The sequence below is a fragment of the Butyrivibrio sp. VCB2006 genome (assembly GCF_000420945.1).
Taxonomy (GTDB): domain Bacteria; phylum Bacillota; class Clostridia; order Lachnospirales; family Lachnospiraceae; genus Butyrivibrio.
In genome coordinates this window covers 128,216-144,899 of the sequence record NZ_ATVX01000006.1, presented here as the reverse complement: position 1 = coordinate 144,899, position 16,684 = coordinate 128,216, and the positions used below count along the sequence as shown (strand labels likewise).

At 38.6% G+C, this 16,684-nt stretch carries 18 protein-coding genes; 9 read left to right on the top strand and 9 right to left on the bottom strand.

The window, feature by feature from the left end:
- Positions 1-34: 34 nt before the first annotated feature.
- Genes nadD through rsfS form a run of 3 tightly spaced genes read left to right on the top strand, consistent with a single transcriptional unit; the run spans position 35 to position 1,595 of the window.
- Entirely contained in the window at positions 35-643 is a 609-nt protein-coding gene (gene nadD / locus G613_RS0107895) for a nicotinate-nucleotide adenylyltransferase (protein ID WP_029232151.1), read from the top strand.
- The gene (yqeK, locus tag G613_RS0107890) at positions 640-1,221 is read left to right on the top strand and encodes a bis(5'-nucleosyl)-tetraphosphatase (symmetrical) YqeK (protein ID WP_029232150.1); all 582 of its coding nucleotides are present in this window, start codon (positions 640-642) and stop codon (positions 1,219-1,221) included. The genes nadD and yqeK overlap by 4 nt, the downstream gene beginning before the upstream one ends.
- Before the next feature lie 11 nt (positions 1,222-1,232).
- Positions 1,233-1,595, top strand: coding sequence for a ribosome silencing factor (gene rsfS, locus G613_RS0107885; RefSeq protein ID WP_029674681.1), 363 nt, complete (start codon positions 1,233-1,235; stop codon positions 1,593-1,595).
- Positions 1,596-1,710: 115 nt separating this feature from the next.
- Here rsfS and lexA read toward each other — a convergent pair whose 3' ends face one another.
- Positions 1,711-2,328 carry a transcriptional repressor LexA gene (lexA, locus tag G613_RS0107880; RefSeq protein ID WP_029232148.1) on the bottom strand — a complete coding sequence of 206 codons (618 nt, stop codon included), beginning with the start codon at positions 2,326-2,328 and terminating at the stop codon, positions 1,711-1,713.
- 225 nt (positions 2,329-2,553) lie between these two features.
- Here lexA and G613_RS18585 point away from each other — a divergent pair, with 225 nt between their 5' ends.
- Together G613_RS18585 and G613_RS0107870 are read left to right on the top strand one after the other, a co-directional pair.
- Entirely contained in the window at positions 2,554-2,973 is a 420-nt protein-coding gene (locus G613_RS18585; RefSeq protein ID WP_029232147.1) for a LysM peptidoglycan-binding domain-containing protein, read from the top strand.
- A gap of 123 nt (positions 2,974-3,096) precedes the next feature.
- Positions 3,097-4,620 (top strand): DHH family phosphoesterase, encoded by a 1,524-nt coding sequence (locus G613_RS0107870; RefSeq protein ID WP_029232146.1) that lies wholly within the window; start codon positions 3,097-3,099, stop codon positions 4,618-4,620.
- Positions 4,621-4,679: 59 nt separating this feature from the next.
- Here G613_RS0107870 and G613_RS0107865 read toward each other — a convergent pair whose 3' ends face one another.
- A complete protein-coding gene (locus G613_RS0107865; protein ID WP_029674678.1) occupies positions 4,680-5,747 on the bottom strand; it encodes a tyrosine-type recombinase/integrase in 1,068 nt (355 codons plus the stop codon).
- A 169-nt stretch (positions 5,748-5,916) separates the two neighbouring features.
- Here G613_RS0107865 and G613_RS0107860 point away from each other — a divergent pair, with 169 nt between their 5' ends.
- The 4 genes from G613_RS0107860 (at position 5,917) to G613_RS0107840 (ending at position 9,254) form a co-directional block, all read left to right on the top strand.
- Complete coding sequence (locus G613_RS0107860; RefSeq protein ID WP_029232144.1) at positions 5,917-7,050, top strand: D-alanyl-D-alanine carboxypeptidase family protein; 1,134 nt, start codon at positions 5,917-5,919, stop codon at positions 7,048-7,050.
- Between the two features lie 228 nt (positions 7,051-7,278).
- On the top strand, positions 7,279-7,422 hold the full coding sequence (locus G613_RS19460) for a hypothetical protein (protein WP_155828051.1): 144 nt from the start codon (positions 7,279-7,281) through the stop codon (positions 7,420-7,422).
- A 102-nt stretch (positions 7,423-7,524) separates the two neighbouring features.
- Positions 7,525-8,136: a hypothetical protein gene (locus G613_RS0107845; protein ID WP_029232143.1), complete on the top strand. Its 612-nt coding sequence runs from the start codon at positions 7,525-7,527 to the stop codon at positions 8,134-8,136.
- A gap of 113 nt (positions 8,137-8,249) precedes the next feature.
- Entirely contained in the window at positions 8,250-9,254 is a 1,005-nt protein-coding gene (locus tag G613_RS0107840; protein ID WP_029232142.1) for an asparaginase, read from the top strand.
- 117 nt (positions 9,255-9,371) lie between these two features.
- Here G613_RS0107840 and G613_RS0107835 read toward each other — a convergent pair whose 3' ends face one another.
- The 7 genes from G613_RS0107835 to hypE all read right to left on the bottom strand — a co-directional run bounded on the left by G613_RS0107835 (position 9,372) and on the right by hypE (position 16,681).
- On the bottom strand, positions 9,372-9,854 hold the full coding sequence (locus G613_RS0107835; protein WP_029232141.1) for a hypothetical protein: 483 nt from the start codon (positions 9,852-9,854) through the stop codon (positions 9,372-9,374).
- Positions 9,855-9,991: 137 nt separating this feature from the next.
- Positions 9,992-10,822: a polysaccharide deacetylase family protein gene (locus G613_RS0107830; RefSeq protein ID WP_029232140.1), complete on the bottom strand. Its 831-nt coding sequence runs from the start codon at positions 10,820-10,822 to the stop codon at positions 9,992-9,994.
- A complete protein-coding gene (gene metA / locus G613_RS0107825; RefSeq protein WP_029232139.1) occupies positions 10,815-11,792 on the bottom strand; it encodes a homoserine O-acetyltransferase MetA in 978 nt (325 codons plus the stop codon). The genes G613_RS0107830 and metA overlap by 8 nt, the downstream gene beginning before the upstream one ends.
- Before the next feature lie 69 nt (positions 11,793-11,861).
- Positions 11,862-13,889 carry an NAD-dependent DNA ligase LigA gene (gene ligA / locus G613_RS0107820; RefSeq protein ID WP_029674675.1) on the bottom strand — a complete coding sequence of 676 codons (2,028 nt, stop codon included), beginning with the start codon at positions 13,887-13,889 and terminating at the stop codon, positions 11,862-11,864.
- Positions 13,890-13,923: 34 nt separating this feature from the next.
- Positions 13,924-14,640, bottom strand: a complete 717-nt coding sequence (locus tag G613_RS0107815; protein ID WP_029232137.1) for a pseudouridine synthase — start codon at positions 14,638-14,640, stop codon at positions 13,924-13,926.
- 75 nt (positions 14,641-14,715) lie between these two features.
- Positions 14,716-15,600, bottom strand: coding sequence for an adaptor protein MecA (locus tag G613_RS0107810; protein WP_029232136.1), 885 nt, complete (start codon positions 15,598-15,600; stop codon positions 14,716-14,718).
- Positions 15,601-15,670: 70 nt separating this feature from the next.
- A complete protein-coding gene (gene hypE, locus G613_RS0107805; protein ID WP_029232135.1) occupies positions 15,671-16,681 on the bottom strand; it encodes a hydrogenase expression/formation protein HypE in 1,011 nt (336 codons plus the stop codon).
- Positions 16,682-16,684: the final 3 nt, after the last annotated feature.

Genomic DNA, 16,684 nt, shown 5'->3' with positions numbered 1-16,684 from the left:
CTGTTGACATGTTTATACCATTAGGAGGCTCGATATGGAATGCAGAAAGATTGGTATACTTGGAGGAACATTTGACCCTATTCATAACGCTCACCTGTTACTAGGTGAGTCTGCAAGAGAGCAATTTGGGCTTGATAGAGTAATCTACATCCCCAATAATCTTGCGCATATGCCAAACCGTAAGGAGATATCAGGTACAGAGGACCGATATCAGATGGTTAAACTGGCAATTAATGATAATCCCTATTTTACATGCTCTCGTCTTGAAATTGATAAACCTGAGGGCAGTTATACAATCGATACAATCGAGGATCTCAAGAGAATGTATCCGGGAGATGAGCTTTATCTTATTCTGGGTGCAGATTCTGTAATTGGTATTGATTCATGGTACAGAGCCAAAGATCTTTTGCAGTCCGTAACTATTCTTGCTGCTATACGTGAGGATGACGATATAGCTAAGCTTGATAAGAAGCGACGCGAACTTAAGAATTTTTGCAATGCAGATATAAGGTTTCTTACCTTCAATAGAATCGATATTTCAGCTACGGATATAAGACAGAGAATCAAAATTGGCAGAAGCGTAAGATATATGCTTCCAGACGGAGTTATCGAGTATATTTGTATTAAGGGGTTATATAAATGAGAACAATCGAAATCTCACAGAAACTTCGCAAGGAACTACAAAAAGAACTCAAGCCTGATCGTTTTGACCATACTCTTGGAGTTGCTTACACAGCTGCGAATATGGCCTTTGTTCATGGTGCTGATGTTGAGAAGGCACTTATTGCCGGTATGCTTCATGACTGTGCAAAGTGTATGAGCCATGATGAACAGATCAAGGTCTGTGAAAAGAATAAGATTGATATTTCAGATGTAGAGAGAAGAAATCATTCTCTTTTACATGCCAAAGTAGGTATGTATCTCGCAAGAACTAAGTATGATATTTATGATACTGAAGTTTTAAATGCTATCAGATGGCATACTACTGGCAGAGAAGATATGTCTCTTTTAGAGAAAATTGTATACATAGCTGATTTCATTGAACCTAATAGGAAACCTCTTGAGGGTATGGATGTAATTAGGAAAGAGGCATTTACTGATATCGATAAATGTCTTGCGCATATTCTTCATGATTCAGTCATTTATCTTAAGACAATCGGAAAAGAATGCGATGAAGCTACAATGGATGCTTACGAATACTACAAAAAGTTTTACACATAAGGAAGGTGCAAATGGCAGATATTAGTGTTTCTAAGAAAATGGCCCTTATGGCTGTAGATGCTCTTGAGGATAGAAAGGGAGAGAATGTAAGAGTTATTGATATCAGTGAGATTTCTACTCTTGCAGACTACTTTATTATTGCAGGTGGAACAAACATCAATCAGGTTCAGGCTATGGCTGATAATGTTCAGGAAGTTCTCGGAAGAGCAGGCCACCTGACCAAAAATGTTGAAGGCTACGACACAGGAAACTGGATTCTCCTTGATTTTGGTGATATTATCGTTCATGTATTTGATAATGAGAATAGATTATTCTATGATCTTGAGAGAATCTGGAGAGATGGAAAGAGTATATCAAAAGAAGATTTAACTTAACTTTCAGATCTTGTAATAAAGCATAATAATAAGCAACCGATTTAGGAACAAATAAATCGGTTGCTTTAATTTTTGCAAAAATATAAAGGTTATAAGATAGAAATTAATTCATAAATTAATAAAATCTCATAACTCCGAATACCTTACCGAGGATCTGACAGTCGTCTACTATGATTGGATCCATAGTATCGTTTTCAGGCTGAAGTCTGATATGTCCGTCTTCCTTGTAGAAGGTCTTAACAGTAGCAGAATCATCTATAAGTGCTACAACCTGGTCGCCATTCTTAGCCGTGTTACACTGCTGAACAAATATCTGATCTCCGTTATAAATACCGGCATTGATCATTGAATCACCCTTTACCTTGAGAATAAAGGCATCAGCTCCCTTTGGACACATGCTGGCAGGAATAGGGATGTATGAATCAATATTCTCCTCAGCAAGAATCGGCATTCCGGCTGCAACCTGGCCGACAACAGGAATACTTACGATTTCAGTTCTGACCATATTAAAACCGTCATCACAAATTTCTATAGCACGAGGCTTAGTAGGATCGCGTCTGATATATCCGTTCTTCTCCAATGTTTCCAAGTGAGAGTGCACAGAGGATGTGGATTTCAAATTAACAGCCTTGCAAATATCTCTTACAGCAGGAGGAAATCCTCTCTGAAGGGTCTGCTCCTTGATATAGTCAAGGATCTCCTGTTGCTTCTTGGATATATTACCTTTTTCCATATTGACCTCCTAAGTGTTATTTCAAAATAGCTTAGTCAAGCTTATTAGCATGTCTATAGTATATCATCATTATAAGAATTAAGCAAATGTTTGTTCGGAAAATATGTTCGATTTTTGTTGACAACCAAACATTTGTTTTGTATTATTATTTCAGAACAGTTGTTCGCAACAAGTGTTCGTATGGAACTATTGTATTTATCGAGTTTAGAGTAAGAGGATATGGCCATGACTAATGCTATGTATGCTGCCGCAAGTCTTTACAACGATCCACGTTTTCTTAGTAAGAGTGAAGTTCGTATCAGAGCTAACAGAGCCAGGAGACAACGAATTTTTAAAATGCAGCTTTCTGCGACTATAGTGCTTGTAACATTGGTTCTCTTTACAGTAATATTTATGTGTTCTTCATTTTACTCAGGAGCACAATCCGATAAGTATCAACCTGAATTCAAATATTACACATCTATAACAGTTCATTCAGGAGATACTCTATGGAGTATTGCCAATGATAATTTTGCCAAGGATCATTACAAGGACCTAAATTCTTATATTATGGAAATCTGTAAGCTTAATAAGATGGACACTGACAGTGTTCTTAATGCAGGAGAAAGTCTCATAATTCCTTATTATTCAACTGAGTACAAATGATATTTCATCAAAAAATTAGCTACATTTTTCAGAAAACTGTAAATAATTTAACAGAAAATTCAAATATACACTTAATAAAATCCTCCTTGCTGATATATAATATATTCAGCAAGGAGATTTTTTATGAAACTTTCTTTACTTCTAAAATATAAATCTATAGTGATTCAGTGTCATGACAACCCTGATGCAGATGCTATCTGTTCAGGGTATGTTCTATATAGATATTTCCTTAAACATGGAATAAAGGCCAGGCTTATTTACTCCGGAAATTTCAAGATCAGTAAGAGTAATCTGGTTTATCTGATCAAGGAACTTAAGATTCCCATTGAATTTGTCAGCAATCTTAAGAACAAGCCGGATTTACTTCTATTAACTGATTGCCAGTACGGAGAAGGTAATGTCAAAAAATTTCCGGCCAAGGAAATAGCTGTAATTGATCATCATCAGGTTTATAGCACACTTCCTAAGCTCAATGAAGTAAGAAGTAATCTTGGAAGCTGTTGTTCAGTAATATGGAATCTGCTCAAGATAGAAGATGAAGAGGATCTTGTAGATAAGAATATTGCAACTGCTCTTTATTATGGACTTTATTCAGATACCAATGCCTTTTCTGAGATGTCGCACCCTCTTGATCGAGATATGATTGAGTCTCTAAATTATAATAAATGCCTTATTATGAAGCTCAAGAATATGAATCTCACTCTTAAAGAGGCCAAGATTGCAGGGGTTGCCATGCTTGGCATTGATTATCATGCAGAGAATAAGTATGCAATTCTTAGGACGGATCCCTGCGATCCTAATATTCTAGGTCTCATTGGTGATTTTATTGTTGCTGTTGATGATATAGATGTATGTCTTGTTTATAGTATTCTTTCTTTTGGAGTTAAGTTTTCTATCAGAAGTTGTTCCAAAGAGACAAGAGCTGATGAACTTGCTACATTCCTTGCTCAGAAGATAGGCTCCGGCGGTGGACATACTGAGAAGGCCGGCGGAATTCTCAAAAATGAACTGATCATCAAGCAATATCCTGATTATATTGAGATTGATGATGATTCCGCTCAGCATTCAATTTCCAATATCATCAAGGAACGAATGGCGGATTACTTTGAAAATGCTGAAATCATACATGCTAACGATACAACACTTGTTTTGTCTCATATGTCAAAGTATGAGAGAGCACCAATGAATCTTGCATATGTAGAGCCTCACGAATGTGTTCCTACCGGAAATATGGCAATTATAAGGTCTATGGAAGGCGATACTAATATTGAGATTAGAGATAACACTATTCTTATTCTTGATTCCAAGGGAAAAGTAAAAGCAATATCATCTGAAAAGTTTAATTCTAGTTTCAAAAAGTCTCGCAAGAAATTTAAGTTTACCAGTGACTATATTCCAACAATTAAGAATGCAGACACAGGTAAATCTTTCTCACTGCTTCCGCTGGCAAAGAGCTGTGAGTCCACAAGTGACATAAAGATATATGCCAAGAAACTTACAAAGACAACCAAACTTTTCACTTATTGGGACACAGATAAATACATGATCGGACAGAAAGGCGACTATCTTGCCGTCAGTCAGGACGATATTCATGATATATTTATCGTAGATAAAGGCGTATTCAAGAAAACTTATAAACTCGTATAAATAAAAATCACCTAGCAGATTAGTCCATGGCTAAAATGCTAGGTTTTTGTTATTTAAAGTTATTTATTTTCTCTAAGATGCACCATTTTGGCAGCTCTTCGCCTGTTTGCATCATCTTGAGCAGCATAATGCTTACGGGTTGTATTTACATCCTTGTGTCCAAGAACGTCAGCTACAAGATAAATATCCCCGGATTCCTGATATAGATTTGTACCAAAGGTACTTCGAAGCTTATGAGGAGTTATATTTTTAAGTGTAGTAACATTTTGAGCATATTTTTTTACCAGCTTCTCAACAGCTCTTACAGTAATTCTCTTATTCTGAAGAGAAAGAAACAGAGCGTTCTCACTACCTTCCTCGGGAATAATGGTTTTACGCTGCTCAATATAATCAATAAGCGCGGTTCTTACTTCTTCAGGGAAATATACTACGGTGTTATATCCGCCCTTACGATGGATTCTAAGACCATTAGTATCAAAATCGATATCGTCAAAATCAATTCCAACGCACTCAGAAACACGTATTCCGGTACCAAGTAGGAGAGTTAAAAGCGCTACATCTCTTAGCTTAGTCTTTTCATGGTATCGAAGCTGAGCCTTAGTAAGTTTATCGCCGGCTTCAACCTGATCAAGGAGAGTTGCAACCTCATTTGGCTCTAGCCTTACAATTTCATGTTCATGGAGCTTGGGCATATTAACAAGTTCAGCCGTATTTCTGGTTACCAATTCTGCCTTATAGAAAAAACTATACATAGATCTAAGGGCAGACATTTTTCTCTTTTTACCCTGTTCTGCGTTGGTTATTTCTTTGTCTTTTTTCTCATAAAGAGAAAGATACTCAAGATATTCCTCGATATCCTCTCGTTCTATCTGGTCCAGGATTCCTATACTAAAATCCTTTATTTCAATTTTTCTAAGGGAAGGATTTTGACTATGAAGGTACTCAAAGAAAGTCCTGAGATCATAGGCGTACCCAAGACGAGTTCTGGCAGATGTAGTAGGCTCTATACCTCTAAAAAACTGCCTGCAGAACTTAGGAAGCGTATCGAGAACTTCACGCATCCTTATAATGTTTATCTTGTCCTGCTCATTATAATATTTTTCATCATTTCCAATATTGTTTTGCATGTATTTAGTATACCACAACTAGTGTTTACTATTGAGGATACCACTAAAATTAGTACTTTCAAAGTGCACAAATTGAAGGTTTTAATTCTGTAAAATATATGGATTGATTGCAATTTGATAAAAATGGTAAAATTTCAGAGTTCGAATAATTTGTTGGGTGGAGATCATTTTGGAAAGAAAATGTAATTATAGAAAAAGAGATGGTCAAAGACTGACCATTTCTGAATATAAAGCAAGAAGAAAAAGAGAAATCACAAGAAGAATCGCCCTTGGCATTATATCTATAGTGCTGGTCCTGGTGCTGATTATATCTGCAGTAGTTCACCGTCATATAAATAAAAATGATACTACAAGTGAGAATGTGGCAACGGATGCATCATCTGAAGCTTCTTCTGTATTAGAAATAATTGATACAGTAGTAGAAGAGTCTGAGACAGAAGAGGAGACATCTCCTTTTAAAGCATTGTCTGAAGATGCCAATTCCTTTTTTAACGGTTATACTGTGGAAGTATCCGAGAACACAGATTATATTGCCAGCGAGAATGTTTATAGTACCTATGCGCTTCTTGTAAATTTGGATAACGGAACCGCAGTAGCTTCAAAAGAAGGCACAGTTCGCATAAATCCGGCGTCTATGACCAAGATACTTACGCTTTTGGTGGCTGCTGAACATATTACCGATCTTGAGGATACTTTTGTAATGACTCAGGAAATTGGTGATTTCGTATTCAAGAAAGACTGCAGTGCTGTAGGCTTTGAAGTAGGCGAAAAGGTTACTGTAAGAGACATGTTATACGGAACAATCCTTCCTTCAGGGGGTGACGCCGCCATGTGCCTTGCAGAATATGTCGCAGGTTCCCAGGAAGCTTTTGTAAAAATGATGAACGATAAGCTTTCTGAACTTGGCCTTTCTGATACAGCTCATTTTACCAACTGCATTGGAATCTATGACGAGAATCATTACTGTACACTTCTTGATATGGCTATGATACTTAAGGCTGCAGAAGAAAACAGTCTATGCCACGAAGTTTTAAATGCCAGAAAATATACTACATCTTTAACTACCGAACATCCCGAGGGAATATTGATTTCCAACTGGTTTATGCGCCGAATTGAAGATAAAGATACTCACGGAGAAGTTATTGGCGCAAAGACAGGTTTTGTAGTACAATCAGGATGTTGCGGTGCCAGCTATCAGATTTCCAACGACGGAACTCATTACATCTGCGTAACAGCCGATGCATGGAGCTCCTGGAGATGCATCTACGACCACGTTGAGATTTACGATACTTACACCAGTTAAAAAGATTTTTTACAAAGGAAGTGATTTACAATGAAACTTAAAAAATATAATAAAGCAATTGCTACAGTGGCATTAGTTCTTATAGTAGCCATGGTTCTTGGATCAGTAGCTGGTTCTTTTCTCTCATTTTAATTATTCTATTATATGATGATAATCCCATGAGGAAGCTGAGAGTGTTGCACTACAGTCTTCTTTATGGGATTTTTACTTAGTGTGATGGGGACATTTATGAAAAAGAATGAAAAACTTGAAAAAATGGAAGATATAAAGGTTAAGGAAAGTCCACATGCAAGGGCGATTAAGAATGCACCTGAGGAAGCATTAGCAAGAGCTATTCACGATGCGCTCATTAAAGATCGAGAGAAAAAATGATTAAGTGATTTTTAATCTTATTCCATTTAAGACTATAATTGTAATGTTCACCAGCGGCTGTGCTGGTATTCTTGGGATATCGCATTATACAGAGGAAATATTATGGAAAGAAGAAAGAGAATAAATAAAGTACTCTTCGGATTTTTGGTGGTTGCTGCGATTGTCTGTATTGTAGCGCTTTCGCAGGTGGTCAAGAATCGCGGAGGCCTGAACATAAAAAGTACTGAGGAATATCCAGTATCACAGGGAGTTGTGCTATACAGGCAGGATGACCCGGCTTGGGCAGACAAAAATCTTGGCACCTCTAAGTACACCATGGAATCCTCGGGCTGCATAACTTCTTGCATTGCATCAGCCATTTCAGAAAGCTCACAGCCTATGGACCCAGGCCAGCTTCTAACTCTTTTGACAGAGAAAAGAGTTTACGATGGCGCAGGAAATATGCAGTGGGGAATGCTGGATGCTATAGACGGCTTCGGAGTTGAGGTTTACAACACTTTGGACAAGGCCTTTATCGATGAGTGCCTGTCTCAGGGCAGATACCCAATCGTAAAAGTCCACAGAAAGAGCTTGTTTAGTTATCATCATTTTGTTCTGATCGTTGGCAGTGAAAACGGTGAATATATCTGCATAGATCCGCTTAAGGATGGTTACACAACACTCAGTGATTACAGCAACAGAATTTATTCAATAAGATGTGTTTGGCATGAATAAGGTTGAATAGTACAATAAACTCGTAAGAGACAAGATAATGGCAGCTTTTGTCGCCCAGAATGAGCCCTAGGACGGGGATAGCGGCTCATTTTTGAATTTAGGAGATGAGCATTTTGAAAAAGAAAATTCTGATTATCAATACTGGCGGCACCTTGTCCGCTGTAATGAAGCAAAATGGCCTGATTCCAGGGCTTTCCATCTACGATATGCAAAAAGAGCTAAAGATGGTATCCGGAGATACAGACATCGAGATAGAAGATTTCTGTTCCCTGGACAGCGCCAATATTTTTCCGGAGGACTGGAGCGCGCTTGCCCAGCGGATAAGCGATTGCAGAAATGATTATGATGGCATCGTTGTAATTCACGGAACGGATACTTTGGCCTATACTTCCTCGATGCTTTCTTTTATGCTAAGAAACATCGGAATTCCTGTGGTTATCACAGGTTCACAGCTATCCATCACAAATCCTGTGGCGGATGCTATGGAAAACTGCAGATGCGCGATACACATGGCTGCAAGCCAGATTCCAGGCGTGTTTGTAGCTTTTAACAGAAAAGTAATGCTTGGATGCAGGGCTTCCAAGGTCAGATCCTTGAATTTTGATGCCTTTGAGAGCATAAATTATCCTAATATAGCAACCATAAGCTCTCTGGGAATGAAAATCGATACAGCTTCAGTGCCTGAAAGAACGGGAATTTTCAAGCTTACAAATTCCTATTCAGACAAAGTTTGCATGATTAAGATGTTTCCTGGGATTCACCGCAGCTTGATCGAATCCATCGCTGATCAGGGCTACAAAGGCCTATATATCGAAGCCTACGGAATCGGCGGAATGCCATTTTTGAAGCATGATTTCATAGGAACACTCGATAAACTCATTCAAAACGGCATGACGGTCGTTGTTGGAACCCAGTGTAGATACGAAGGTTCCAAGATGGATGTCTATGAAACTGGTAAAAGAGCTCTCGAAATCGGTGCACTTGAGGCACACGACATGACAGGCGAAGCAGCCCTTACCAAGCTTATGTGGATTCTTGGCATGACCAGTGACATTTCAGAGATTCGCGATTATTATTCTATAAATATTGCAGGAGAACTTGGTGGCGGAATCGCATGATTCCGCTTTGTTATGTCTTTTGCTTTAATTGTTCGTTAAACATGTGTTTTGCGAATAGTTATATCTCACAAGCAAAGGCACACCCCTTCCCAAAGTGTGCCTTTTTCATCCATGTAATTATTTCAATTTTGCATTGAGCTTTTCAATGGCATCTTCATGACGCTGAATAGCAAACTCAGCAGATTTAATCTTGAGTTCAGTATTCATGCGCTTTTTATGTATCTCATTACTCTTAACGTAGTATTCGTAGACAGACTCATCAGCTACTTCAAGGAACTTGTCAGCGATACATCCCGGAAGAACAAATTTCTTAACTACGTCAGCGAACTTAACTTCGATGTATTTACCATCCTGAGTTATAACTTCGCCATCGCCAAATTTCTTATGAGTAACCTTCATTTTAAGGGCTGATTTATCGCCTAACGCACTCTCCTCTTTATCCAGATCAGAAAGCGCAGCATTTAAATCAACCTGCTCTTTTTTGAGCTCCTCTATCTTATTTGCATTTTCTTCAAGCATTTCTTTTGTCTTTTTAGTTGGCTTTTTCTTGGTTTCAGTGCTTTTTACTTCAACATCCTCGTTATCCATTGTAAGGCCCATAATAAAAGTCTCCCTGTTAAAAAACACAAATAAATTATCGACTTAACAATAATATTTTATCGTATTTTTTAGTAAAAGACAAGATAACAACAAAGGTATAAACGCCATAAAATAGGCATTTATACCTTAAATTATTATTAAATTTCTGTGTATTTACCTGGTAATAATTTAACAGGTTTTTTATCAACTTCAATCCAAACCGGTATAGCACTTGGATTATATGCAAAGGTTCCGTCTACAGAAACCTGGATTCTGTCTGAAGCATCCAAATAATCAACTATATCTATATTGGTTGCATACCAGATATCCTCGTGGCCACCCATATCCTTGGCAAATTTCTCAATGATATGCCAGTTATTATCTCTGTCAAACTCATAACTGTGGCCCCAAACATAGAACATCTGAAGGTACTGAGTTTTATGGAAGTTAGTAAAATCCTTGCAGAGATCTTCGAGACTTGGATCTGCATGACGGCATGTAGGATTCCATTTCATAAAATCTGAAGGAAGCTCAAAAGAAAGTGTCTGGTTAACAGTTCTGGCATGAACAATTCCGCAGCTCTTAAAAACTTCAACTACCTTGTCGTCAAAAGAGCCATTGGGATAGGCCATTCCTCTTACGGTCTTTCCAAGGATTTTTTCAAGGACCTTTCTGTCTTCCAAAACCTGCTGCGCTATCTGTTCCTTGGGGCATCTTGCGATGGTCGGATGTGTAAAGGTGTGACAGGCGATTTCATGGCCTTCATATACCTCTTTTATTTCAGATAGCGGAATATGCTCCTGATAGAACTCTTTAAAGGGAGCCTTCTCAAGACCACCGTTAAGATTAAAGGTGCCTTTAAGTCCATACTCATTAAAAAGAGCTACAAGCCTCTTATCAGGTATTTTTCCATCATCATAACTAAGTGTAAGTACTTTGTGCTTTCCTTCAGGAAAAGCAGTGTATATATTCCTAAGTTTCTTATCCATTATCTTCTACCTTCTTGGTCAGTGCTTTGGAAGCCATCTTTATCTTTTCATCATCAAGAATCTGGCCCCATTTATACGGAGTGTTCTGGTATACATAGTAATTAAGCCAGTTTGTATAAAGGTTATTGGCATGAGAACGCCACAAAAGGTCAGGTTTATTATCAGGATTATCATCGGGATAATAGTTGTCCGGAACGTGGATTTTAAGCCCCTTTGAAAGATCTCTTCTATACTCGGAATCAAGAGTAAGTCTGTCATATTCAGCATGGCCCATTACAAAAATCTGACTTCCGGTCTTATTCATGCAAAGGAAAATACCTGCTCTGGGTGACTTGGCCAAAACAACAAGATCATCGCAATTTTCAATTTCTGAGGCTGGAGTTTCTGTATGTCTGGAATGAGGCATATAAAAAGCGTCATCAAATCCACGCACAAGAGGCACTTTTCTGTTCATTACCCTGTGTTTGAAAATACCGAACAATTTCTCATCCAGGGGTTTCTTGTCGATACCATAGTGGTAATATATTCCGGCCTGAGCGCCCCAGCAAATATGGAAGGTTGAAGTTACATTTGTCTTGGACCACTCAAATACTTTGCAAAGCTCGTCCCAATAGTCCACTTCCTCGAACTTCATCTGCTCAACTGGAGCACCTGTGATAATAAGTCCGTCATAGGTGTTATCTTTAAGTTCATCAAAAGTATTATAGAATCTGTTCAGATGGTTAGGCGATGTGTTGTTAGAATGATGAGAACTCATCTGCATAAAGGATACATCAATCTGAAGAGGTGTATTGGACATGGAGCGCAGAAGCTGAAGCTCAGTTTCCTCTTTAAGAGGCATCAGGTTGAGAATACAAATCTGAAGAGATCTGATATCCTGGTGCAGAGCTCTGTTTTCGTCTACTGCGAAAATATTCTCCTGTTCAAGTATTTCTCTAGCCGGTAAATCATTTTGGATTTTAATTGGCATGTCTTTTCACCTCGTTGCAAGTAACTATTATTATGATTATATCAGTATTTATCATTGTTTTTATTGCAATTATTTAAGCATATCAAGAAATTCTGCTTCATTTATTACCTTAATTCCAAGTTCATTAGCTTTTGTGAGCTTACTTCCTGCAGCTTCTCCTGCAAGAACAAGGCTTGTCTTTTTGGAAACACTTCCTGAAGCCTTTCCACCGTTTTTAACAATAAGCTCTTCTGCTTCTTTTCTTTCGAGTGTAGGAAGAGTTCCTGTAACAACGATTGTCATTCCTGCAAGCTTATCGGAGGCATTCTCATCTACAGGTACCTGCATATTAAGGCCAAGTTCTTTCATCTTCTCAAGAACATGAAGGTTGTTCTCATCATGGAAGAATTCATATAGATCTTCCGCGGTAGTTTCACCAATATCAGGTATCTGCAAAAAGCCGTCTCTTGTAACCTTGGTAAGATCCATAAGGTTGTCAAAATGCTTCATTATTTCCCTTGCAGTAGATTTTCCTACGTTTCTGATTGCAAGACCTGTAAGGAGTCTTACCGGATCATTTTCCTTGGACTTTTCGATTTCGCCAAGGAGTTTGTCAGTATTCTTTTCTTTTCCGATAATGCCCTTTTCTACAAGTGCATCTCTATGTTCATAAAGAGTGTAAATATCAGCGTAGGTATGAAGATATCCTTCAGAAACAAGTGCATCCACAAGTGTATCTCCAAGACCCATGATATTCATGGCATCTCTACTGGTAAAGTAAGCAATAGTTCTTGTGACCTGGGCCGGGCAAGTAGGATTTATACATCTGATATCAGCCGTATCCTCTTCTCTTACAAGAACTGATCCGCATACAGGGCAAGTTTCAGGAGCCTTATATACGATTTCAGGAGCTTTTACACAGCCATTAAGCTTAGGAATGATCTCTCCGCTCTTAAAGAGCTTGTATTCGCCCCCAATACCTATTTGCATCTCATTGATGTAGTCCTGATTATGAAGAGTTGCTCTGGATACACTGGTACCGCAAAGTCTTGCGGGTTTTCCGGTTTCTCTGTCGTGGAAACTTCCTGTAAATGTAAGCTTTCCTGTTCTTCCTACATCTACAATAATCTCATCCATCACAACTACGCGTTCCTCAGGAGGATACTTATAGGCAATATGTCCGCTTGAGTACTTGCTTCCTGCAGGGAAATCATCTCTCCAGGCTGTATGGTCAACCTTGATAACAGCACCGTCAAGATCGTATTCAAGATTTTCTCTCATTGCACCTATCTCGTTTATGGCATTAAGAATTTCTTCTGCTGAAAAGCATTTTTTATGAAATACTACAGGTACTCCTGCCGCTGCCAGCATATCAAGGCCCTGGCAATGAGATTCCATAAGCTCCGAAGGGCCATCCTGAATGTTAAAAACAAACATTCTAAGGCCTCTGTCTCTTGTAATGGTTGGATCCAGCTGCCTTAAAGTTCCTGCGGCAAGGTTTCTTGGATTTGCAGCAGTCTTTTTACCGAGCTTTTCCTGCTCTTCATTGAATTTCTCAAAGTCTTCGTGTGACATATATACCTCTCCGCGAAGCTCAAGATAATCATAATGAAGATCCAGGACCTGTTTAACATCAGGAATCATAAGAGCATTGGCAGTTACATCTTCGCCGATAAGACCATCGCCTCTTGTCTCAGCCAGCTCTAAATGAAGCTTATTATCTTCATCACTCTTTCTATATCTAAGGGTCATACTAAGACCATCAATCTTTATTTCAGCAGAAAACAAAGCATCCGGGTGAAGGGCATGCACCTTTCCTGCCCACTCGGTTACAGCCTCTGTTGTAAATACATCTTCAATTGAAAGCATAGGAACATTATGCGTAATTTTGACACCAGCTTCTCTTTTGGCAACGCCTCCGATGATCTGGCTTGGAGAATCCTTAGAAATAAGCTCAGGATAATCTGCTTCGAATTTTTTAAGCTTAATCATAAGCTGATCGTATTCATAGTCCGATATCTCAGGCTCATCCTGATTGTAATATAAATCCATATGATGCTTGATCTCAGCTGTCAAAGCATCATATTCTTTTCTGATTTCATCTGTAATCTGTGCCATAATCCCCAAATTTCTCCCAACAAATTTCTAATTATTATTTCTTTAATAGGCCACAAGCTCTGTACAAATCATCTTTTGCTCTATTATCCAGTTCTTTGTACTGCCCGGGCTTAAGCTCATAATCTGCGAGCTTGACTGTCATAACTCGTATTCTTTTTAGCTTCACTACATTGGCGCCAAGTGCCTGGCACATGCGCCTGATCTGTCTGTTAAGACCTTGTGTAAGTATGATTCGAAAGCTCTTTTTGCCTGTCTTTGTAATCTTACAGCCTCTTGTAGTTCTGTCAAGTTCTTCAAGATAGACGCCATTCGCCATCTTCTTAAGAAAGTCACCGTTTATTTCCTTATCAACTTCCACTTCATACTCTTTTTCATGCTTATTGGAGGATTTCATCATTGCGTTGATGAGATTTCCATCATTAGAAAGAATCAGAAGTCCCTCAGAATCCTTATCTAGTCTGCCGGCATAAGTAACTCTTGTAGGGTAATTAATTTCAGTAGTTACGCATCTCTCAGCATGGGAGTCCTTCTCAGTACATACGACTCCGATTGGTTTATAATACGCAAGAACAACATCCTCGATAACCAGGCTTATCTTTTTGTTATCTACGTAAACTTCATCCGTTTCTTCAACCTGAAGTCCGGGCTGAGGGATACTACCGTTAACCTTAACTCTTCCTGCAGCTACAAGTTTGTCTGCTTCTCTTCTGGAACAAACACCACAGGCCGCTATATATTGATTTAATCGCATTCTCTTATCCTTATATAAAAAAGAAGCGGCTCAGCATAAATCTAAACCGCTCCATATTATGTGCCTAAAACAAGTTTAACAAGCTTTAGCAAGCTCATACAGTGCATTATTCTCAATAATGCATTCAAAATTCTCTTTGTAATGAGCTATAACATGCTGATTGGTAGCCTGGAAATGTCCAAACTCATAAGCCATCGTGAAAAGAGCTGCAAAAGCCTTAGGATCCTCGTTCTCTCTCTGCAGGTCAAGATAGTACTTGCCATCAACTGAATTCTTGTAAAGAGAACTCTTAATCTTAAGATCCGCAGGAGCTTTACTACAGAAAGAAATCACTGTGCGGATATCATTGAAGGTGAATACATACTCATGGAACTTAAGTCTGTTTGCATCACGCTTCTCTTTATCCTCAGGAGAATGAGCTTGTGGCTGTCTTGATACGCCATTTGAAATAAGCGCAGCTTTCTTCTTGCCATCTTCTACGCTGGCATTCTGATTGATCTCTATCTTCTCGCTACTATCCTGATCTTTGGCAATTCCGTTTTCTTCCATGATGTTCTTAACAGAATTGGTAAGCTGTTTAAGGCTCTTAAGATATTCGTTAAGTCTGTTGATACGTTCTTCATCAACTGAGTCTCCAAGATCCTCAAGAACATTCTTAGGAATCTTGATTCCGGCCTTGTCAGTAAGGTTACGAAGGATCTCACCAAAGGAAGCGGAAGCATTCTCTGATAATGTAAGTGAAATGGAATGATCAGGAAGTACTGTAATCTGCATAGGCATAAAAGAACCGGTTGGCTTGTAATCTACCTCTTCCTCGGCTTTTCTCATGACCTCGTGAAGGAAATCCATAGCTTCCTTCTTTTTCTCGAAAAGATCCTCAAGCTTAATGCCCTGTTCATCCATATCATCTTCAGTAATAATACATGTTACTGTATCTTTATTAATTCTCTTGAACTCCATTAAATATATAATTCCTTTCAATAGAACGGGAAAAATCTCTTTTTAAAATTCAAAACCTATTTTACATCATTTAACAAATTCTTGGAAGACCTTCTCCGTACATCAGACCAATTATACGTTTTCCGCCTATTTTAGTATTAAGGACCACACTATTATTATCGGATGATTCCTCTAATTTCGAAACCTTACCGATAATGCAGCAGTTTTCGCCATATTTTGATGTTTTTATTAGAGAAACTGCCTTCTGAGCATCATCCTTATGAACAGCAAGAACCATTTTTCCTTCGTTACCCATATACATTGGATCAAGCCCCAGTATTCCGCAAAAATCTCTAACTGCGGGGGATACTGGAAGTGCCTCCTCTTCCAGTTCAATTGTACATTTAGAAGAAGAACTAAATTCATTAAGAACTGTTCCCAGGCCGCCTCTTGTAACATCTCTCATAGCATGAACTCTGATACCTTCATTAAGGAGCTTATTAACCATCTCACAAAGAGGTGCTGCATCTGATACAATATTGGATTCTATGCCCATTCTGGTACCAAGAATTGCGGCATGATGATCTCCAAGATTGCCTGAAATAATGATCTGATCTTCATCCTGAAGTTTAAATGGACCCGGAACATCAAGATTATCATCTATAAAACCAACACCTGATGTGTTGATAATAAGTCCAGGCTCGCCGCCTTTGTTTTCTATAACCTTAGTATCACCGGTAATAATCTTAATACCTGCTTCATTAGCAGTTTCAGCCATTGAAGCGATAACTTTATCAAGTACATCGATATCAAGACCTTCTTCCAGGATACAGCCGCAGGTTAAGTACATAGGCCTTGCGCCGCTCATAAGAAGATCGTTTACTGTTCCGCAAACGCAAAGTCTTCCTATGTCCCCACCGGGAAAAAGAATAGGTGTAACTACAAAACTGTCAGTAGTTACAGCAAGTCTTCCTGCTCCGGGAACAACTGCAGAATCCTCTAATTTATCTAATATTTCATTATGAAAGTGTTTGGCAAATACATCTCTTATAAGCGCAGAAGTTGATTCTCCGCCGCTTCCATGAGCCATTGTTATCTTCATTAT